This window comes from Thermoactinomyces sp. FSL K6-2592 (assembly GCF_038006465.1).
Classification (GTDB): Bacteria; Bacillota; Bacilli; order Thermoactinomycetales; family Thermoactinomycetaceae; genus Thermoactinomyces; species Thermoactinomyces vulgaris.
Map to the genome: position 1 here is coordinate 75600 of NZ_JBBOVH010000001.1, position 20812 is coordinate 96411.

Below are 20812 nucleotides of genomic sequence, written 5' to 3' on the forward strand. Positions count from 1 at the left end.
ATTCTATCATGATTATGAAAAAGAGAGTAGAACCTTGACGGATGGATTGCCTGATCCGTCCAAACGTTCAAATTTCTTTCACCGAAAAAATTTTCCTGTGTTGAAATGAATGAAAAAAAAGGAGAAATGCATGAACAAGCAAGCCGTTTTTGGTTGGGTGATGTATGACTGGGCCAACTCAGCTTATGCCACGATCATTATGACCACCGTGATGCCGATTTTTTACTCGGAAGTAGCCGGAAAACACCTAGCTCCCTCCGCTTCCACCGCCTATTGGGGATACACGCAGTCCATTTCTCTCATCCTGGTGGTGCTCATCACTCCGGTTCTCGGAGCCATTGCGGACAGCATGCACAATAAAAAAGTTTCCTTGCCTTTTTTACGGGTCTTGGCATCTCATCCACCCTGTGCATGTTCACGATCAATGAAGGGGAATGGTTGTGGGCATCGGTCACGGTGGTTATGGGAACCGTTGCTTTTTCCGGAGCCAACACTTTTATGACGCCTTTTTAAACGACATTGCCCCGGAACACGAACGGGACCGCATTTCTTCCCGCGGATATCAATTGGGCTATCTTGGCGGAGGCATCTTGCTCGCATTGAATTTATTTCTGATCCAATTTCACAATATTTTTTCTTTTACAAGAACCTTCGCCACACAGGTCACCTTTTTAACCGTGGCCGTCTGGTGGTGGGTTTTCTCCATTCCGATGTTTCGCCATGTTCAAGAAAAAAAGCGTTCTTCCCCTCCCGCTTCCGTCTTCCGCTTGACACGAAAAGGCATCCGTTCCGTCACCGGCAACCTTCAAAAGTACAAGGAAATACCCGGAACTCTTGAAATTTCTGATCGCTTTTTGGTTTTACAGCGACGGGATCAACACCATCATCAAAATGGCAACCATTTATGGTGTGGAAATTGGCATTCATCAGACCGATCTCATCATCGCTTTGCTCTTGACACAATTCGTCGGGATTCCCTGCACGTTCCTCTTCGGGAAACTGGCCGTCCGCCGGGGTTCCAAACCCACATTGATCTTCACCTTGGTTGTTTACCTCGTCATTGTCATCTTCGGTTATTTTATGCAAACGGCTCTGCACTTTTATATCTTGGCGGTCATGGTCGGATGGGTGCAGGGAGGAAGCCAGGCGTTGAGCCGGGCCATATTCAGCCGGCTGATTCCCCGGGGGCGGCAGGCGGAATTTTTCAGTTTGTACAGTTTGTCCGGCAAATTTGCCTCCATTTTCGGACCGGCCGTGTTTGGTCTGGCCGGGCAATGGATGGGATCGGGCCGGGCGGGCATTGCCTCTTTTCTTCATCATCGGAATTGTATTGCTTTTCACCGTCAATGAAGAAAAAGGCCGGGCCGAATCTGCATTGGATCCCTCCTTCACCGAATAACAACATTTATCCCATTGACGAAGTAATTTTATTTTAATAGCATAGGACTTAGTCTTAAAGGAGGTTGGGTTCGATGAGGATTGTCCCATTCCTTTTGGCTTCTGCCTTATCTTTGAGCCTGTTAACCGGTTGTGAATCTTCTGCCGGTGCAGATCCGGTTCCGGAAGATCACATCGATCTTTCAGAGGCACAACCCGCACAGGAAACCTACGAAGAAATTCCTTTTACGTTGATCAATTGGAAAGAAGGCGAACCCGAAAGACAACCGCATGGAGGCGTATGGGTATATACGAAGGAAAAGCACCCCGCCATGTTTCAGGATACCCTTGATTGGAATAACAAAGACATGCTGTTGGTTCAAATCAAAGACGAATCATACATGGGAAAAGGGCTGAAAATCAAGGCCCTGCAAAAAATCCAGCCCAAGGTGACCCGCATTCTGGTTGAATTTGATGAGGAGGGCGGAAGAGCCGGAAAAGCACCCCGGCGTTATGCGGAGATTCCCAAAGGCTCCATCGGCCCGCAAAACCAATTCGTCATTCAGACCGCCGATGGAAAAACGATTCAATAACGAGACTGAAAATCCATTCCCTGGCATCCGCCCCCACGGAATGGATTTTTTCATGCCCTTTCCCATAAAAAAAAGCTTGGTTTCCCAAGCTTCATCTTTTCATGAAAGATAAAATAAGTGCTCTTGTCAATCCCATTCTCTGTCTGTTTATTATGTACAAAGATGCCAACCGATTAACCGATCGCCAGCTTTTTCATCCGCTCTTGTTTTTCCAACACTTCTTCTTCCGTCAGGTTGGACTTCCGCTCGATATTCAATTCCCCCAGCAATTTCCCCGCTGTGGAGTCAATCACCGAGATATGGATGATTCCATCACTGTCATACTCAAAAATAACCTCGAGGGGAGCGCCTTTGGGGTATTCCGGCAAGTCGATCATGCCTTCCCCCACGATTTTTACATAATCCAGATCCATGTCTTCCCCTTCCGTCACTTGCAAATGCAATTGGGACTGTTGATCAACGGTGGTTTCATAATGGCCGCTTACTTTGCTGGGGATCACGGTATCTTTTTTGAGTACGATGGAGTTGAATTCTTGCCCGGATTCATCCAGCGCCACAACCCCCATGCTGTGAGAATTGACATCCTGCACTTCAACCACCGGGAAGGACTGGCTGAGTGAGAGGTCGGCATTTCCTTCCTTAATCTGCAGGATCGCACCTTGGATGGCAGCTCCCAAAGCCACCACTTCATCCGGATTGACATCCAATGACGGCTTGATTCCCGTGACACGCTCGATCATGGCAGGAACTTGTTTCATCCGGGTCGAGCCGCCGACCAAAAGGACTTTGTCAATGTCTTTCCATTCAATGTTTGCGTCTTCCAAAACGAATTCCATGATTTTTTGGGTCCGGTTCAGGAGAGGAGCGGTTAATTCATCAAAAATCTCTCTTGTCAGGGTGATGGATGCGTTGATTCCATTGGCAGACAGGAATACATTGGTGCGGTCACGGACAGAAAGGGTTTTCTTGGCGATTTCCGCTTTATCACGCAAGTCCTGTTCCAGCATGGGGTCTTCCAACAGATCGATGCCCCCTTGCTTTTGGAACTCTTCATTCAGGTAGTTCATCACCACATTATCCCAGTCAAAGCCGCCAAGGTTTTTGGCACCCCCGGTGGACAACACCCTCAATCCGCTTGGAGACAAGTGCATAATGGTCACGTCAAAGGTTCCGCCACCCAAATCATAAACCAGAATGTTTTGCTCCATATGCATCTTGTCCAATCCGTATGCCAGTGCCGCTGCGGTGGGTTCGTTAATGATGCGAAGAACATTGAGACCTGCAATTCTTCCCGCGTCTTGTGTCGCTTTCCGTTGTGCATCGTCAAAGTAAGCGGGGACGGTGATGACGGCATCTTCCACTTTTTCCCCCAGCAGGGTTTCCGCGTCTTCTTTCAGGCGCCGGAGAATCATGGCCGAAATTTCTTCGGGGGTAAAGTCTTCGTTTTGTTCCGTGGTGAATTTCCATGCCTTGTCGCCAATCTGTCTTTTCACAAATTGGACAACATTAAAAGGACTTGCAACTGCAGAACGTTTCGCAATACTGCCCACAACCACATCCGAACCATCAAAGAGAACGACAGAAGGAGTAATCCGTTCCCCTTCCCGGTTCACCATAATTTCCGGTTTCCCGTATTTATTTACAACAGAGATCGCCGAATAGGTTGTTCCCAGGTCGATCCCAACGACTCTTCCCATCTTTTTTCACTCCTTCGATCACTTATAACCCATGGGTTACGGGAAAGCTCCCATATACTACCCTCTTTCACGCAAAATGGCAAAATCTATGTAGTGTAAAAAACGGTTGACAAAAAAATGCGTCTTTCACCCCGGTCCCCAAATGCTCATGAAAAGGGTTCAATGATGAAAGATTAGCCAACATCATGGCTAATCCTCGTTTGTTGTCATATTCCGTTCAATCAGGGATTATATTTTTTTATCACCACTTCTTCAGGTCTGAGAACCACGTCTCCATATCTAAAGCCATGGCGGATCATATGGACAACCATATTATCTTCTGCAGGGTTATTGGTGGGAATCACTTCAACCACTTGTTGAATTTTGGGATCAAATTTGTTGGACGGGGCAACAATCAATTCAACGCCGCGACGGTACAAAATTTCCAGCACTTCATGGCTCAAGGTTTGCAGAATGTCAATTAATTCGGGATTTTGTCCTCCGACATCCAGCTGATCGTTATAAATGTTGTTCATCCGGTCAATCAGCAGAATCAAATCAATATAAAGCGGACGGAGTTGTTGAAGTTCCTGGTCCTGCTTCAACTCTTCCATCTCTTTATAAAGGCGGTCAAACGCCATTTCTTTCGTTTTGTCATAACTGAGCCGGTTGGTAACCACATTCAACAGCGATGTGAAATTTTGTTGCAATGCACTGAGCATGTTCAAAACTTGTTGTTGGGAACGAGATTCGCTTTTGGTTTCTTTGATCGGACTCGGAGCCACGTTTTCTTTTTTTGTTAATCCAAAACGCGCTTCAGGAAATGAAAGCTGGTTACCCTGTTCTAAGAATCTATGGTTCTCTTTCCTGGAACCCATAGCTTAACCTCCCTGGTGTACACTATTTTCATATTCTGTGATATATATCAAGGCCAACTATCCATCATTCTCTGTATATTGAATGATTTGCCTCTTTTTGTAAACTGAACGGAACAGTACTGCTCCTACCATTTTACTAATAACCTCATTCATGTCGCAAGTGGATGAATTCAAAAAGAATATCAAATATCTACATCAAAAAATGTTTTTCTCGCCGGACCAACGAAAATGAAGTAAATCATGCGGTAATGCCGGGAAATATTGCAAAACTTGATAGATTCCATGATATCATGATGCAACCTAGGGCAATTATAGACGTTTTGAAGTTTTTATACAAGGCGATTTTTATAAACTATTCCAAGATATTCCCGTTTCCTTTCATTTCTGAAGTTTTTTGGTCCGGCAAAACGCCATGGCTGAACTTCCCCATACAACTTCGAAATTGTCCCTGAAAACTCCTTCTTCAAAGAAAAATGCCCGTTCAGGGCATCCGGGTGATAACAAGATTGGTCTTTTTTTTGTCAGTTTGTTGAAGACATTCGGTATAACACATCCGGCAATAATACTTGCCATTGAATTGAAAAAATTGAATGTATAAGGACTTTGCGCCGCATTTGGCACAGGTGCATTTATCCATGTGCTCCCAACCTCCCTTTTCCTAGCTGTCAGGGTTGTCTATATCTTTCAACACCCAGGCAAAATTTACCTTTTTATTCCTGATATTTATTGATATTTTCTTTATTTGGAAGATCGGGGCTGTTTTTTCACAAGTTATCCACAATTCGCACAGGCGTTTGTGTATATTGTGGATAACTTGTGAAAAAAGCTTCTGATTCATAACGAATCAGAAGCTTTTCCATCAGTCTTCCTGCTGGTTTTCGCGCATATGCGGGAACAAGAGAACGTCGCGGATCGACGGGCTGTCTGTCAACAGCATCACCAAACGGTCCACACCGATTCCCAGACCGCCGGTGGGCGGCATTCCGTATTCCAGTGCTTCCAGGAAATCTTCATCCATCGGGTGCGCTTCGTCGTTACCGGCTTCTTTTTCTCTCAGTTGTGCTTCAAAACGCTCCCGTTGATCCATCGGGTCGTTCAATTCGGAGAAAGCATTCGCATGTTCCCGTCCCACGATAAACAGCTCAAACCGGTCCGTAAACCGGGGATCTTCTTCATTTTTCTTCGCAAGCGGGGAAATTTCCACCGGATGTCCGTAAACGAACGTCGGTTGAATCAATTGGTCTTCCACTTTTTGTTCAAAGAACTCATTGACAATGTGACCAAAGGTCATAAACTCTGTAATTTCCACGCCATGTTCTTTCGCAAGCCGGCGGGCTTCTTCATCGGTCATCTGCCGGGTAAAATCCACCCCGGTCGTTTCCCGGATCAATTCGGTCATCGATTTGCGTGCCCAGCCGGGGGAAAGATCCACTTCATGCCCTTGGTAATGGATTTTCGTGGTGCCCAAGACTTCTTGCGCCACATGGGCGATCAAATCCTCCGTGAGATCCATGATGTCATGAAAATCCGCATAAGCGGCATACAATTCCATCATGGTGAACTCCGGATTATGGCGGGTGGAAATCCCTTCATTGCGGTACACCCGGCCGATTTCATAAACTTTTTCAAATCCGCCCACAACCAGGCGCTTCAAATGAAGCTCAAGGGCAATCCGCATATACAGCTTCATATCGAGTGCATTGTGGTGGGTGATGAACGGACGTGCCGCCCCGCCGCCGGCGATCACATTCATAGTCGGGGTTTCCACTTCCAAAAACCCTTGTTGATCCAGATACCGGCGCATCGCGGCAATGATCCGGCTCCGGGTGACAAACGTTTCTTTGACTTCCGGGTTCATGATGAGATCCAGATACCGTTTCCGATACCGGAGCTCCACATCTTTCAGTCCATGATATTTTTCCGGAAGGGGCCGGAGCGATTTGCTCAGGAAATCCACCTGATCGGCTTTGACACTGACTTCCCCGCGGTTGGTTTTAAAAACAACGCCTTTGATCCCCAGAAAATCCCCGAGATCGGCTGTCCGGAAAATCTCATATTGCTCTTCCCCCACCCGGTCCAGCCGGACATAGATCTGAATCCGGCCGCTCATATCCTGGAGATGGGCAAAGGAAGCCTTTCCTTGTTTCCGTTTGGCCACAAGACGACCCGCAATCGATACGGAAATGTTTTTTTCTTGCAATTCTTCTTTGGACATCGATTCGTACTGATCCAAAATCTGCTTTGCATGATGGGTACGCTCAAACTTGTGGCCGAAAGGATTGACACCTTTCTCCCTCAACGCAGAAACTTTTTCACGCCTGATTTGAAACAGATCGCTTTGTTCTTCATGACTCATCGTTTCGCACTCCTTCGTTCATCCGTTACGCAGTTTCTTGATTGACGGCTTCTTGTTTTTCGCGCTGACGCTTTTCGTATTCCTCCGCAAACGAAAGCAGGAGATTTGCCATTCCATCCCTGGTTTCTTGTTGATTCACTTTTTCTTTCACCTTGCTGGCACCAGGCAGTCCTTTGAGATACCACGCCGCATGTTTTCGCATTTCGCGGACGGCAATGTCTTCCCCACGCAGTTTGACAAGCCGGTCCATATGCAAAATGGCAATCTCCATCTTTTCCCTCACTTCCGGTTCCGGAAGCAGTTCGCCGGTCTGAAGATAATGGACCGTCCGGTACAACATCCACGGATTCCCCAATGCGCCGCGACCGATCATGACCCCGTCACAACCGGTTGTATCAAGCATCCGCTTCGCATCTTCCGGTGTAAAGACATCGCCGTTTCCGATGACAGGAATCCCCACGGCCTCTTTTACTTTTTTAATCCAACTCCAGTCCGCTTGCCCGCGGTACATCTGCTTCCGCGTGCGACCGTGTACGGAAACCGCTTTTCCTCCGGCGCGTTCGACCGCTTTGGCGTTTTCAACCACATAAATATGATCTTCATCCCAACCAATGCGCATCTTGACGGTCACCGGTTTGTCCACGGCTTCCACCACGGCAGACACCATCTCTTCAATCTTGTCCGGATCAAGGAGCCAGCGGGCGCCCGCATCGCATTTGACCACTTTCGGAACCGGGCATCCCATGTTGATATCGATAATATCCGCATTGGTTTGTTGGTCGACAACTTTGGCCGCTTCCACCAGCGTTTCTTTGTCTCCGCCGAAAATTTGCAAACTGAGCGGTTTTTCCCGTTCATCCACATAAAGCATCTCCCGGGTCCTTTTATTTCCGTGCAAAATGGCTTTGTCGCTCACCATTTCCGCACACACCAATCCCACACCAAACTCTTTGGCAATGAGGCGGAAAGCCGGATTGCAGACCCCTGCCATCGGAGCCAACACGACACGGTTTTTTAACGCAATGTCACCAATTTTCAGCATCGAAATACCTCCTTTCCCCATGGTTAAACCGGAATCATTTCCAACTTGTACACTTTTTGTTCACCGGGAATCTCCTTCATCCACTGGGAAATTGTTTTATGCGTCCCCGGGATTTCGATATCCCCGGCAATTTCAAACAAGGGGACCAAAACAAATGCCCGCTCGGTCATGCGCGGATGGGGCACCACCAGATCTTCCTGCCGGATCACGCGATCTTCATAAAGGAGCAGATCCAGATCCATGGTGCGCGGTCCCCAGCGGATCTTTCGCACCCGGTGTAACTTTTGTTCGATCCGCAAAAAAGCTTCCAACAATTGCCCGGGAGACAAAATCGTCTGGATTTCCGCCGCCATGTTGTAAAACGGCGGTTGATCGAGATACCCGACCGGAGCGGTTTCATAAATCGAAGAGGTTTGCCGCACGTGGATTCCTCTGGTGTTGTTCAACAGATGAATCGCCTGTTTCAACTGTTCCCGCCGATCTCCCTGATTGGTTCCCAGTCCCAGATAGGCCGTCACTTTTCGGCTCATGGCCTTGTCCTTACCACTTCAACCCCGACCGACTCATAGTGTCCCTGAATCGGCGGATTGGGTTTGGTGACGCGGACCCGTACTTCTTCAATCGGGAAATCAGCCAACAAACGTCCGGCAATTCGCTCTGCCAAGGTTTCAATCAATTTCACCCGGGTTCCGGTCATGATGTTTTCCACTTTCTGATATACCGCTCCATAATCAACGGTTTTCTGCAAATCATCCGTTGTGCCGGCAGGCCTTAAATCCAATTTCATTTCCAGATCGACATAAAAACGCTGCCCCAGCCGGTTTTCTTCGGCATAAGCCCCATGATACCCGTAAAAGCTCAGCCGTTTCATAAAGATTTTATCCACGGGCCTCCGCCTCCTTTGGCAGAACCCCGTAAAGCATCGCATCCATCATCCGGCAAACCCTGGTCATCTCTTTGACATCGTGGACCCGTACGATCCGGCATCCCTGGGAAATTCCGAATGCCACCGTTGCCGCCGTGCCTTCCACCCTTTCATGAGCCGGCAGGTTCAATGTCTTGCCAATCATGGATTTCCGGGACGTTCCCAGCAACACGGGATACCCCAACGCGGTAATGCGATCCAGGTGGCGCATCACGGTTAAATTTTGTTCAAGGTTTTTGGCAAAGCCGATCCCGGGATCCAAAATGATATTTTCATCTTTGACTCCGGCTTGTTTCGCATTTTGTACCATCGCCATCAGATCCTGAATCACATCGTCCATCAGCGAATCATAATCAGGTTGTTGCCGGTTATGCATCAAAATGACCGGCACATCCAACTCCGCCGCAACCTTGGCCATGTCCGGATCTTTGAGCGTTCCCCATACATCATTGATGATATGCGCCCCGGCCTGGATGCATTGCCGGGCCACCTCTGCCTTATACGTATCCACGGAAATGGGGCAGTCCAACTCGCGATGCAACACCTCAATCACCGGGAGCAAGCGGGACAATTCCTTTTCCGGCGGTACATACTCCGCCCCGGGGCGTGTGGATTCTCCGCCGATGTCTATGATATCCGCGCCATCACGCACCAGTTGTTTGGCATGTTCGATAGCCCGGTCCACCGTATTGTATTTTCCGCCGTCTGAAAAAGAGTCCGGGGTCACATTCAAAATGCCCATCACCAGCGTTCGGCGGTCATAAGACAACGTATACGGACCGGCTTGAATCGTTGAATGGTTCATGGCTCCAGCTCCTCTCTGATGAATACAAGCGCTTGATGCTGCATCGATGACAAAAAAAGATGGCCGACCGATTCCTTCTGTCAGTGAGCCATCTCATATCTATCTTTCTTCTTCCGCAGAAGGAAATGGATTTGTTTTCTGAATCCGGTTCTTCAAAATGGTTTTTCATCTCTGCTTTCACAGGGATTCCGGATGGGACCGGGTCTCTTTCCGTCGGATTCCGCTCCAATCAGACTGGAAAGCAGCCTGCGCCATGATGACGGAAAAGAGGAATTCCGGCGCCCGACGTTCATGCAATCCCCGCAAGGGAACCTTTCAACACCGCTCCCGCTTCTTCTTCAAACGCTTTCGGATCCGACGCCGGTGATTACGCTTGCTTTTCTATTTCATCGATGTCCATGGCATCGCTTTTGCTCATCCCGCAAACCAATTTCATGATGATCCAATCCCTTCCCGGCTTTTCCCGACAGGCTCAACTCTTCTAATCACATCATTTTACCACATAAAACCGGGATCTTCATCACAATTTTCCCCGAAAGCAAAAGAAGCTATCCTTTCCGATCAAGGACAGCTTCCAACAGATGTATTTGGTTTACGCTTATGCTTCATCTTCGAAATTGAAAAGAGGCGTGGACAAATAACGTTCTCCGTTACTTGGAACAACAGCGACAACTTTTTTGCCTTCTCCCAACCGGCGGGCGATTTTCACCGCGGAAGCAATGGCCGCACCGGAGGAGATTCCCACGAGAATCCCTTCTTCACGAGCTGCACGACGCGCCCATTCAAAAGCTTCCTCGTTATCCACTTGCAAGACTTCATCGTAAATATCCGTATCGAGAATCTTGGGTACAAATCCGGCACCGATACCCTGAATTTTGTGAGGCCCTGGTTTTCCTCCGGACAAAACGGGGGAATTGGAAGGCTCAACAGCAACCACGTGAACATGAGGATATTTTTCTTTCAAGACCCTGCCGACACCGGTAATCGTTCCGCCGGTCCCGATTCCCGCAACAAAGGCATCCAATTCACCGCCTGTTTGTTCAACGATTTCTCTGGCGGTGTTTTCAAAGTGTGCTTTCACGTTATCCGGGTTTTCAAATTGTTGGGGAACGAAATAATCGGGATGTTGTTCATGGATTTCTTTGGCTTTTTGAATGGCCCCTTTCATTCCTTCCGCACCGGGAGTCAGCACCAGTTCGGCTCCATAGGCCCGCAGAAGATTTCTGCGTTCCACGCTCATCGTGTCAGGCATGACCAACACGGCGCGGTAACCTTTGGCTGCTGCCACCATCGCCAGTCCGATTCCGGTGTTTCCGCTGGTCGGCTCCAAAATCGTGGAACCGGGTTTCAGCTCCCCGCGTTTTTCAGCTTCTTCAATCATGCTGAGGGCAATCCGGTCTTTGACACTGCCACCCGGGTTAAAAAATTCCAGTTTCAAATAAACATCGGCATCCGTCTTTCCAACAATCCGGTTTAATTTCACAAGCGGTGTTTCGCCAATCAACTCAAGAATATTATTTCCAACCCGCATGTAGGAAGCCTCCTTATTCCGAGTAAACTCATAGGTTTTGTATTTATCATCATACTAATCCCGATCCGATTTGTCAATCAATTTCTTCTATTATAATCCTTTCTAATTCCTCATCCGTAAACAAGTATCTTTCATTGCAAAAATGGCAAACGACCTCAGCACGGCCCAATTCGTCCCGGATGGATTCTATTTCCTCCTTGCCTAGCGCCCGCAACATTGCCTTTGAACGTTCCCTGGAACAATTGCATTGAAATTGAACCGGCGATTTCCCGAGAATTTCCAAATCGTCCCCCATTAAAAAGCGCAGCATTTCTTCCGGCGTTTCCCCGTTTTTCAACCGGTCTGAGATCGACGAAAGCCGGGAAATCCGTTGCTCCAGGTTTTGAATCACTTCTTCCCCGGCCCCCGGCAAAAGCTGGATCATATACCCGCCGGACGCCAAAATTTCGTTCCCTTTGACCAATACCCCCAATCCCACGGATGATGGAGTTTGTTCAGAGGCCGTAAAATAATAAGTAAAGTCTTCCGCCAATTCCCCTGATATAATCGGCGAAGCGCCTCGATACGGTTCCTTCATGCCCAAGTCTTTGATGATGTGAATCATTCCTTTTCCCACAGCGGAAGCCACATCCAGCTTGTTACCTTTGGATTTGCCTTCCACTTGCGGTTGGTCGACACATCCGCGCACATGGCCTTGCCCGTCGGCATCCACCATGATCCGCCCGATGGGTCCGTCACCTTCCACCCGGATCAATACTTTGTGGTTCTTCTCTTTTAAAGTCACGCCCATCATCGCACCCATGGTCGCCGTTCTGCCCAATGCCGCGCTGACCACCGGAAAAGTGCGGTGACGTTGTTGCAGTTCCTGTACCAGATTCGTCGTCCGTGCCGCAAACCCGCGCACGGCCCCGTCTGCAGAGATCGCTCGAATAACATAATCTTCCATCAGTGATTTCCTCCTTAAAAAAAGGACTCCTTCGCAAGAAGCCCTCTTTTCCCATTCTGTTACTTTGCATTCAGCTCATGGATCAACTTTAATCCTTCCAAGGTTAACAGCGGATCCACCTTGTCAATCGTCTTGGTATCCTTGCAAATCAATGAGGCATACCCGCCGGTGGCCACCACCGTGGGACGTTGGCGCATCATCTTTTTCATGCGGGTGACAATTTCATCCACAAGCCCGACATAACCATAGTATATGCCAGCCTGCATGGATTGAACCGGATTTTTGCCAACCACCGAATCCGGTTTGTCAATTTCCACCCTTGTCAACTTGGCGGCCCGTTGATACAGCGCCTCCATGGATATACTGATACCGGGCGCAATGGCTCCTCCGACGTAATTTCCCTCTTCATCAATAAAACAGAAGGTGGTTGCCGTCCCAAAATCGACAATCACCAACGGCGCCCCGTATTTCTCAATGCCGGCCACCGCATTGGCAATCCGGTCGGCCCCGACCTCGCGTGGATTGTCATACTTGATATTCAATCCGGTACGAATGCCCGGTCCCAAGATTAATGGGGTCAAACCAAGATACTTTTCAGCCATCCGCCGCAAGACAATCGTCAGCGGAGGGACAACGGAAGAAAGGATGGCAGCCCCCACATCTTTGATGGACAGGTTGGTATAGGAAAGCAAATCGGCCAATTGCATGCCGTATTCATCTTCGGTCGCGTGGCGGTTTGTTTGCAAACGCCAATGATGCAACAATTTTTCCTTGCGGTAAATGCCCAAAACGATATTGGTGTTTCCAACATCCATGACCAGCAATAAATCCTTGTTCAAGTTATTCACCTGCTTTAGTGATGTAATCCATTTTATTTATAGAATACCATCCTCCCGGATTCTTTTACATCCATTAATTCACAAGAAAAAAGAGGCGGAAACGCCTCTTTTTTCTACACCGATTGGTCTGAATCCGAATCTTTATCCACCGGATCGTTATTGACAAACGGATTATCCTTTGCAGGGCTTTCTGTCCGGTTGGCATCAACCGCCCCGGAATTATCCTGTTTTGTGGACTCTTTATTGGTTTCTTCTTCCTCTTTGGATTGGATGTTGACTTTCACGGAATCGTCATCATCCAACTTCCCGTTTTCAAGCAATTGTTTGATTTGCCGCTCATCCAACGTTTCTTTCTCCAGCAAGGTTTGCGCCAACAGTTCCAATTTGTCGCGATGTTCCATGATCAGGTTTTTCGCCCGGTTGTAGCAGGAACGGATCAAATCTTGCATCTCCGTATCGATCTCATAGGCGATTTTATCGCTGTAGTTGGATTCGTGTCCCAGGTCACGCCCCAAGAACACCTGTCCTTGCGAACGCCCGAAGGTCATGGTGGCCAACCGGTCGCTCATTCCGTATTCCGTAATCATGGAACGGACAATGGAGGTTGCTTTCTCAAAGTCATTGCTGGCCCCGGTGCTGATTTCACCAAACACAATCTCTTCGGCGACACGGCCTCCGAGCAACCCGGTCACCCGATCCAGCAATTCGTTTTTGGTGGCCAAATAACGATCTTCCTTCGGCAACATCATGGCATATCCGCCGGCTTGCCCGCGGGGGACGATTGTCACCTTGTGAACCACATCGGCATGCTGCAGGTAATATCCGCACAACACGTGTCCGGATTCATGATAAGCAACAATTTTTCTTTCTTTTTTGCTGAAGACGCGGCTTTTCTTCTGAGGACCTGCAATCACGCGGTCCACCGCTTCATCAATTTCTTCCATCGTGATTTTCTTCTTCCGGTGCCGTGCCGCAAGCAGAGCCGCTTCATTCAACAAGTTCTCCAGATCGGCTCCGGAAAAGCCCGTGGTACGCTGGGCAATGACTTCCAATTTGACGTCTTCTGCCAGGGGTTTGTTACGGGCATGCACTTTCAAAACGGCTTCCCGGCCTTTCACATCAGGACGGTTCACCAGAATCTGGCGGTCAAAACGGCCCGGGCGCAACAATGCCGGGTCGAGGATATCCGGACGGTTGGTTGCCGCCATGATGATGATTCCGGAATTGACATCAAATCCGTCCATTTCCACAAGCAATTGGTTCAATGTTTGTTCGCGCTCGTCGTGACCGCCGCCGAGCCCGGCCCCGCGTTGACGGCCCACTGCGTCGATTTCGTCGATGAAAATGATACAAGGCGCATTTTTCTTCGCCTGTTCAAACAAATCACGAACACGGGATGCCCCCACCCCGACAAACATTTCCACAAAGTCCGAACCGCTGATGGAAAAGAACGGAACTTTCGCTTCTCCGGCCACCGCCCTGGCCAACAAAGTTTTCCCTGTTCCCGGCGGTCCGACCAAAAGAACCCCTTTCGGAATCCGTGCCCCCATTTGGGCGTAACGCCGGTTGTCTTTCAGGAAGTCAACAATTTCGACCAACTCGGCTTTTTCCTCGTCTGCGCCTGCCACGTCATCAAAAGTTACACGCCTTTTCTCTTCATTGTATAACTTGGCTTTGCTTTTGCCGAAATTCATCACACGGCTTCCGCCGCCTTGCGCCTGGTTTAACAAGAAAAAGAAAAGGAAAAGAATGACGACAAAAGGAATGATGTACGTAAACAAGGTGATCCAAATCGAGTCACCTTTCGGTTTTTCATAAGTCACCTTGACATTTGCATTTTGTAAATCCTGAAGCACCGTTGAACCGTAGTTCGCGGGTCCCCGGGTTACAAAAGACTTGTTCGGCTGGTCCTTGAACTTACCTTCAATATGGTAAGTACCCCCATCCAACTGTACCTTGATGTCAGTGAGCTTATTCGCCGTCAGCTGTTGCCTGTATTCATTGTAAGCCAGCTGCTGCGTGTCTGTTGCCGGATTGGCAAACATATTGATAACCGCAATGGTTACAAGGATGAGGATAATATATAATACTCCATTTCTGAGGAAGTAGTTTTTCATCCCTGGCCTCCTCTCAGTCCACTTGTATCATTTTAGCATAGCAGGCAAACGGTTCTCAACAAAACAAAACGTCACGGCTAATCCGTATAAACTTCCTTTTTGAGGATTCCTATGTATGGGAGATTCCGATATTTCTCCGCATAATCAAGGCCATAACCGACAACAAATGCATCCGGAATCGTATATCCGCAGTAATCAGGGCTCAGATCCACTTTACGGCGTTCCGGTTTGTCCAGCATGGTGATGATTTTAACCGATGCCGCATTCCGGGCTTTCAGCATTTCCACCAGATAACTGAGCGTCAAACCGGAATCAATTATGTCTTCGACAATCAGGACATGACGTCCTTCGACGGATGTCTCTAAATCTTTAATAATTCTCACAACCCCTGAGGATTTGGTGGAATTCCCGTAGCTGGAAACATCCATAAAGTCCATCTCAATCGGGATGTCAATCTCCCTGATCAAATCGGCCATAAAAGGAACGGCCCCTTTTAACACACAAACGCACAGCGGGTTCAACCCTTTGTACTCACGGGAAATGATTTTCCCCAACTCCTCTACTTTTTCCCGGATTTGCTCTTTGGTAAACAACACTTCCGCAATGTCTTCATGCACGGTGGGAACCTCCTATCTTTCTTCGGGTGCATCATTTTGATCCCACAATAAATATAGAAAACGTTTTGTTGATGCTGTCGCAGGAGCCAGGTCGGACCTCCTCACTCCCGGTATCCAGATGATTTCATCACCGGATCCAACCAATGGATAGCGCGAACGCATTTTTTTGGGGATTTTTGCTTCCATCATTAAACTTTTTACCTTTTTTCTTCCGCGCATACCTGAACAACGCATTTTGTCTCCCGGTTTCCGGGCCCGGACATAAAGCGGTCCTGAAAGAAGATCAAGGTCAAACACAGCATGGCTAAAAACGTTTTTCAATCTATGTATGGGGATGGGTTGATCTGACTCCAATATTTCCATTCTACCCAAAAACCCCGGTAATGAAGACACTCCATGACCGGGCAACCAGATCATTTCCGGCGTTTCCTGCCTGTCCCGGGCTTCATCCGGTGTTTGTGGCTTTTTTGTGAAAATCAACTTGGAATACTCTCTTTCTGCAACGATTCCTTGAAACATCCGGATCATTGCCGACGGATTGTTGTTTTCAGCCAATTTTCGAACCTGATCCACTTTATCAAGGGAAAGTTCCGTTAAATCTTGGTGGCAAAGATAACTTAATATTAGTTTAACCACTCTTCTTTGTAAAGCAACCGACAAGTGAAGAAAACTTGAAACATCAAGCGTGTAACAGTTTTCACCCCGTTCGGTGACCACTTCTTTCAATGCCTTTTTCACCCGGAAATCCCAGTCTCTTTCTTCTTCCCGGATCAGATCGCTCAACTTTGAAACCGCTCTGTCGGCATGCGGATACAGCCTTCTCACCACGGGAATCAGTTCATGACGGATCCGGTTTCGCGTATATTCCAGAGAGCGGTTGCTTGAATCTTCACGCGGGGACAGATTTTGTTCCCGGCAAAAAGAAATGATTTCCTCTTTCCTAAATCCCAATAAAGGCCGGATCAACACGTAACCGTCCCAAGGCCGGGACCAATCCATCCCGGAGAGGCCGGAGATCCCTGTTCCCCGGAACAAACGCATCAACACCGTTTCCAATTGGTCATCGGCATGGTGCGCCAACGCCAGCCGGTCTGCTTTTATTTCCTCAGCCACCCGTTTGAATGCCCGGTAGCGTAATGTTCGCGATACGGCCTGTTTATTCCCACCGTGTTTCTTCCGTTCTCCGGCCACATCCACATGCATGACACGGACGGGGATGTTCCATTCCTTTGCGCGGCACACCACATATTTCTCATCTTCATCGCTTTCTTCCCCGCGCAAGTGATGATTCACATGAACGGCAAACACTTGATGCCCCAATGTCTTTTCCAACTGTTTTAAAGCAAACAGCAAGGCCGTGGAATCGGGACCGCCCGATACCCCGACCAATACGTTGTCACCGGGTCTGATCAATTTTCTCGTTGCAATCTCTTCTTCCAAGCGTTTCAAAAACCAGGACAATGTCATCTTCCCCTTAAAATAAAAAGGCCCGGGAAGCCCCGGGTTTGTTTCATCCTTCCCTGTACTCATCATATATTTTTTCAGGAAGGGAAGCAATTTACAACATGGTTTTTGTCCGTTTTAATTCACGGGTTCCGGCCGGACGAGCTTTTTGACGCCGGGCAAACGGATCGTCGACCATTCGGGGGAATGCTTTTCCACCTTGGAAACGACAATCGTCATATCGTCCATGATCTGTCCCCCGTGATGCCGCACCACTTTTTCCAAAAGGCAATCCGCAAATCCCTGCGGATCTTTGGTGTCAATTTCCGAAATCATCCGCGCCATGAAAGCATCTTTGTTGACCGCATGATTCGGTGTGTCATAAACCCCGTCCGTCATCAAAATAATCAGGTCGCCCGGCTCCAGCTGCATTTCAATCGGTTCAAATTCAATGTGATTTAAAATGCCGATGGGGGGATTGGCTGCCGACAGCGCGATCACCTTTTTCCCCCGCTTGATAAAGCCCGGGGTGGAACCAATTTTCATAAACCGCCCTTCCGCGGTGTTCAAATCCACAATGGCCAGATCAATCGTCGCAAACATTTCGTCGGCCGACCGCAAACTCAAAATCGAATTGACCGTATCCACCGCCCGCTCTTCATTCATACCCGCCTGAAGCAAACGGCGCAACAACTTCAATGCCGCACTACTTTCGGCTTGTGCCCGTTGTCCGTTCCCCATTCCGTCCGATAAGGCCACGGCATACTTTCCTGTGCCCAAATTCATGTAACAATAGCTGTCTCCGGAAATCACTCCCCCGCCTTTGGCCGCACAAGAAGCTCCCGTTTTCAGTTCAAAACGCTGTGCCGATCCCAAAATGACAACCGCACCAGGCGATCCGTCTTTGACCACCTTCCGGTACACAGCCACCGGCTCTCCCAAAATCTCCGTCAACAAGGGAGCCACCAACTTTTTGCACTCTTCCAGCCCGTCCCGGTCAGCCATCGTAACTTCAATCTCCACTTTTCCTTCTTCCAGGTTAATGATATCCACCCGGTGAATGGACAAGCCCAACTCTTCCAGCGCCTCGTGAATCTGCTCTTCATGCGCGGACAGCACTTGTGTTTCATGCCGGATTTCCCTGGACAGCTTGGACATCACTTCCGCCATTCCGGTCAACTGGTCGGAAACCAACCGGCGCGATTCCTGCATTTTTTCCTTCCAATAGATGTTTTGCTCGTAGCGTGCATACTGACGCTGAATTTCGTTTACCACTTTGTCGGGACGGATGCAGTGACGTTCCCATGATTTTGGAACCGGCGCAGGATTTTGCGGCCCGTTCTCCTCGACACGAGCCATTAAATCCATCATCCCCTGATAAGTTTTCACCACTTTTTGATCCCAACAATGTTCAAACTTGCTGCACCCCATGCAAGCCTGATCCATGATCTCGGAAATAAAAAACCGGACCTGGTCTTCATCTTCTTTTTTGTGTTTGGTCACATCTTCACGGAAACTGAACGCCAACTCCTGAAACAATTCCGTGAATTTCTCCACTTTGCTCGCCGTCACATCCCTGAGCCGTTTGATGTGCTCCTGTTGCGCCGTATGATTTTCCAACGTGCCGGGAACATACCGGGACAATGCTTTCAACCAACGTTCCGGAGTCAGGAAAAACAAACAGACTGCCAATGCCGATTCTTGCATGGAAGGCCAGATGGCCTGGGAACCGCCGTCATATAAGGTCAGGATGGCCGAACCCAACAAAAAGCCGACCGATACGCCGATTTTTTTCCCTTCTTTGAACAAACCGGCCAGCAAACCGGCAAACGCCAGCAAACTGATCTGCAAAATGGATTTGGGTTCGGAGAGGCTTAAAATCATGCCTGTGACCACCCCCATGGAGGAACCCAACATTCCCCCACCCACCAAAGCCAGCACCAGAATTGCGTAACGGGAAATAATGTTGACGATCGATAACTGCCCAGCTTCCCACCCCATGGTTCCGGTCATCGCGGAACCCAGAAGAATCACCAAACAGACAATTTCCTCCTGACGCAGTGAAACGCGTCTTTTTTTCATGGTGAAAATCGGGAGGGATTGGACAAAGATAAACGTCAAGATGAAACTGAGCAGCACATCGATCCCGGCCAACAACAATTCATAAGAAGTCCCGTCTTTCCACCACCACTCAGCCAGGCGGGCCACGGCCCCCGTGATCCCCACCATAAAAGGAGCAAAACTGAGCTCTCCTTTTCCCAAGGCCGCAAAAATTTTCTGGATAAAAAGGAAAAGAATTAAACTGCCGGTCATCTTGGCCACCTCTGCCCCGCCCAGGGTGGCCGCACCGAGAATCAGTGACAACATCACCACCGGCCATTGCTTTTTGGCCAAATGATACACCACGGCCAGATAAGCAACAGCAAACGGGGAGATCATCCCCAAGATCGTGGCCCTTCCCAAGAGCACTCCCATCACAACAACCGGAACATTCCACATGTTCGCCAAACGATGCATGATCCGTCTTCGCTTACTGCTTTCCCAACCGAACCAACTTCCCACCGGTCGAATCAATAAATTCCGAAAATGAGTTCCCACTTGCATCCCTTGTCACCTCGCGTTCAGTTTGTGCCACTCATTATAGCGGGGAGGCAAGCGGAAAGTTTGTTGCAATTTCTGAAAAGAAAAATTTTTTTGGCGACATTTTTCTAACCGGCCGCGATCCCGTATGATTTGCCATCGGGACAAAGAAGGAACGGCAAGGGATTCAGCCAAATGAGCCCCCGGCTTCCTTTGGGAGCTCACTCGGATCCCGTCTTCCTTTGTCGTTTTCTCTCAAGACAAACATGGGAGCGACAAAACTTCCTATTTCTTTTTCCGGTTTGTCGAAAATCGGATTCACCGGCGCCGGGAAGGGGAATCCGTCAACGGATACATCTTGGCCTCGCGAATAAACGAGGGAATCAGCTTGCGATCGGCATGCAAACGGATCATCTGATCCAGCGTCCGCAACGCATGCACTTGCTGTCTGCGTTTGATCTGCCTGCGTTCAATGGAATCGGCAAATTCATCAATATCGATTACATGACAATGATCATCCCGGTCAATGATCAGATCCAACAAAAGATCCACCATCACATAACGCATGCGGCCCACCTGGTGCATTTGCATCACATCGCAATAATAGTAAAGGAATTCTCCGGAGCGGCCGAACACCTTTGAAATTGTGTATCCTTTGCGCACAAAATAATACGTCAAAAAGATCCGTTTTCCGTCCGGATTGGCATACTGCGTGGAGAACAAATGACGCCCCCGCCAATCCCGGACTTTTTCCGTATAGGTTTTATTTATGGTCGTAAACTTTATTTTCTTAATCACGACATTCACACAATCACTCCCATGCACTCGCAACTTGCTGATCCTTAAAAATCACATAAAAAAAAGGCGACATTCACCCAATTGGGGAAGCTCGCCTTCTCCTACTTTGGTAGCGGCGGAGGGCCTCGAACCCCCGACCTTACGGGTATGAACCGTACGCTCTAGCCAGCTGAGCTACGCCGCCATATATTTTGGTTGCGGGGACAGGATTTGAACCTGCGACCTTCGGGTTATGAGCCCGACGAGCTACCTGACTGCTCCACCCCGCGTCAATTCATCATTTATCACC

Annotated in this window: 18 protein-coding genes, 2 tRNA genes and 1 pseudogene; 4 read left to right on the top strand and 17 right to left on the bottom strand. The window is 48.7% G+C overall.

Annotated elements, in window-relative coordinates:
• The first annotated feature begins 130 nt into the window (after positions 1 to 130).
• The 4 genes and pseudogenes from NYE37_RS00485 to NYE37_RS00500 all read left to right on the top strand — a co-directional run bounded on the left by NYE37_RS00485 (position 131) and on the right by NYE37_RS00500 (position 1970).
• Positions 131 to 502 carry a hypothetical protein gene (locus tag NYE37_RS00485; RefSeq protein ID WP_338067495.1) on the top strand — a complete coding sequence of 124 codons (372 nt, stop codon included), beginning with the start codon at positions 131 to 133 and terminating at the stop codon, positions 500 to 502.
• Positions 435 to 740 (top strand): annotated as a pseudogene (locus NYE37_RS00490) (MFS transporter); the annotation flags it as partial. The gene NYE37_RS00485 and the pseudogene NYE37_RS00490, both read left to right, overlap by 68 nt.
• A gap of 94 nt (positions 741 to 834) precedes the next feature.
• Entirely contained in the window at positions 835 to 1350 is a 516-nt protein-coding gene (locus tag NYE37_RS00495) for an MFS transporter (RefSeq protein WP_340711711.1), read from the top strand.
• A 122-nt stretch (positions 1351 to 1472) separates the two neighbouring features.
• On the top strand, positions 1473 to 1970 hold the full coding sequence (locus NYE37_RS00500) for a hypothetical protein (RefSeq protein WP_037996943.1): 498 nt from the start codon (positions 1473 to 1475) through the stop codon (positions 1968 to 1970).
• Positions 1971 to 2143: 173 nt separating this feature from the next.
• Here NYE37_RS00500 and NYE37_RS00505 read toward each other — a convergent pair whose 3' ends face one another.
• The 17 genes from NYE37_RS00505 to NYE37_RS00585 form a co-directional block, all read right to left on the bottom strand.
• Complete coding sequence (locus NYE37_RS00505; RefSeq protein WP_049720813.1) at positions 2144 to 3667, bottom strand: Hsp70 family protein; 1524 nt, start codon at positions 3665 to 3667, stop codon at positions 2144 to 2146.
• Between the two features lie 221 nt (positions 3668 to 3888).
• On the bottom strand, positions 3889 to 4524 hold the full coding sequence (locus NYE37_RS00510; protein WP_037997884.1) for a nucleotide exchange factor GrpE: 636 nt from the start codon (positions 4522 to 4524) through the stop codon (positions 3889 to 3891).
• A gap of 859 nt (positions 4525 to 5383) precedes the next feature.
• Complete coding sequence (gene lysS / locus NYE37_RS00515) at positions 5384 to 6880, bottom strand: lysine--tRNA ligase (protein WP_037997879.1); 1497 nt, start codon at positions 6878 to 6880, stop codon at positions 5384 to 5386.
• Between the two features lie 25 nt (positions 6881 to 6905).
• Entirely contained in the window at positions 6906 to 7922 is a 1017-nt protein-coding gene (dusB, locus tag NYE37_RS00520; RefSeq protein WP_049720811.1) for a tRNA dihydrouridine synthase DusB, read from the bottom strand.
• A gap of 23 nt (positions 7923 to 7945) precedes the next feature.
• Positions 7946 to 8452 carry a 2-amino-4-hydroxy-6-hydroxymethyldihydropteridine diphosphokinase gene (gene folK / locus NYE37_RS00525; protein ID WP_037997876.1) on the bottom strand — a complete coding sequence of 169 codons (507 nt, stop codon included), beginning with the start codon at positions 8450 to 8452 and terminating at the stop codon, positions 7946 to 7948.
• Positions 8449 to 8808: a dihydroneopterin aldolase gene (gene folB, locus NYE37_RS00530; RefSeq protein ID WP_037997867.1), complete on the bottom strand. Its 360-nt coding sequence runs from the start codon at positions 8806 to 8808 to the stop codon at positions 8449 to 8451. Before folB ends, folK begins: the two co-directional genes overlap by 4 nt.
• Positions 8801 to 9652, bottom strand: coding sequence for a dihydropteroate synthase (gene folP, locus NYE37_RS00535; protein ID WP_037997865.1), 852 nt, complete (start codon positions 9650 to 9652; stop codon positions 8801 to 8803). The genes folB and folP overlap by 8 nt, the downstream gene beginning before the upstream one ends.
• A 598-nt stretch (positions 9653 to 10250) precedes the next feature.
• Complete coding sequence (gene cysK / locus NYE37_RS00540; RefSeq protein WP_049720809.1) at positions 10251 to 11183, bottom strand: cysteine synthase A; 933 nt, start codon at positions 11181 to 11183, stop codon at positions 10251 to 10253.
• A gap of 73 nt (positions 11184 to 11256) precedes the next feature.
• Positions 11257 to 12129, bottom strand: a complete 873-nt coding sequence (gene hslO / locus NYE37_RS00545) for an Hsp33 family molecular chaperone HslO (RefSeq protein WP_037997861.1) — start codon at positions 12127 to 12129, stop codon at positions 11257 to 11259.
• Between the two features lie 59 nt (positions 12130 to 12188).
• Positions 12189 to 12944 carry a type III pantothenate kinase gene (locus NYE37_RS00550; RefSeq protein ID WP_062843359.1) on the bottom strand — a complete coding sequence of 252 codons (756 nt, stop codon included), beginning with the start codon at positions 12942 to 12944 and terminating at the stop codon, positions 12189 to 12191.
• Positions 12945 to 13081: 137 nt separating this feature from the next.
• On the bottom strand, positions 13082 to 15085 hold the full coding sequence (gene ftsH / locus NYE37_RS00555; RefSeq protein ID WP_037998022.1) for an ATP-dependent zinc metalloprotease FtsH: 2004 nt from the start codon (positions 15083 to 15085) through the stop codon (positions 13082 to 13084).
• Positions 15086 to 15162: 77 nt separating this feature from the next.
• The gene (gene hpt, locus NYE37_RS00560; RefSeq protein WP_037998020.1) at positions 15163 to 15702 is read right to left on the bottom strand and encodes a hypoxanthine phosphoribosyltransferase; all 540 of its coding nucleotides are present in this window, start codon (positions 15700 to 15702) and stop codon (positions 15163 to 15165) included.
• A gap of 12 nt (positions 15703 to 15714) precedes the next feature.
• Entirely contained in the window at positions 15715 to 17163 is a 1449-nt protein-coding gene (gene tilS, locus NYE37_RS00565; protein WP_049720808.1) for a tRNA lysidine(34) synthetase TilS, read from the bottom strand.
• A 120-nt stretch (positions 17164 to 17283) separates the two neighbouring features.
• Positions 17284 to 19749, bottom strand: a complete 2466-nt coding sequence (spoIIE, locus tag NYE37_RS00570) for a stage II sporulation protein E (RefSeq protein ID WP_062843352.1) — start codon at positions 19747 to 19749, stop codon at positions 17284 to 17286.
• A gap of 294 nt (positions 19750 to 20043) precedes the next feature.
• Positions 20044 to 20532, bottom strand: a complete 489-nt coding sequence (locus tag NYE37_RS00575; RefSeq protein WP_340711712.1) for a DUF402 domain-containing protein — start codon at positions 20530 to 20532, stop codon at positions 20044 to 20046.
• A gap of 98 nt (positions 20533 to 20630) precedes the next feature.
• A tRNA-Met gene (locus tag NYE37_RS00580) sits at positions 20631 to 20707 on the bottom strand.
• An 8-nt stretch (positions 20708 to 20715) separates the two neighbouring features.
• Positions 20716 to 20792 (bottom strand) — tRNA-Met (locus NYE37_RS00585).
• Between the last annotated feature and the right edge of the window lie 20 nt (positions 20793 to 20812).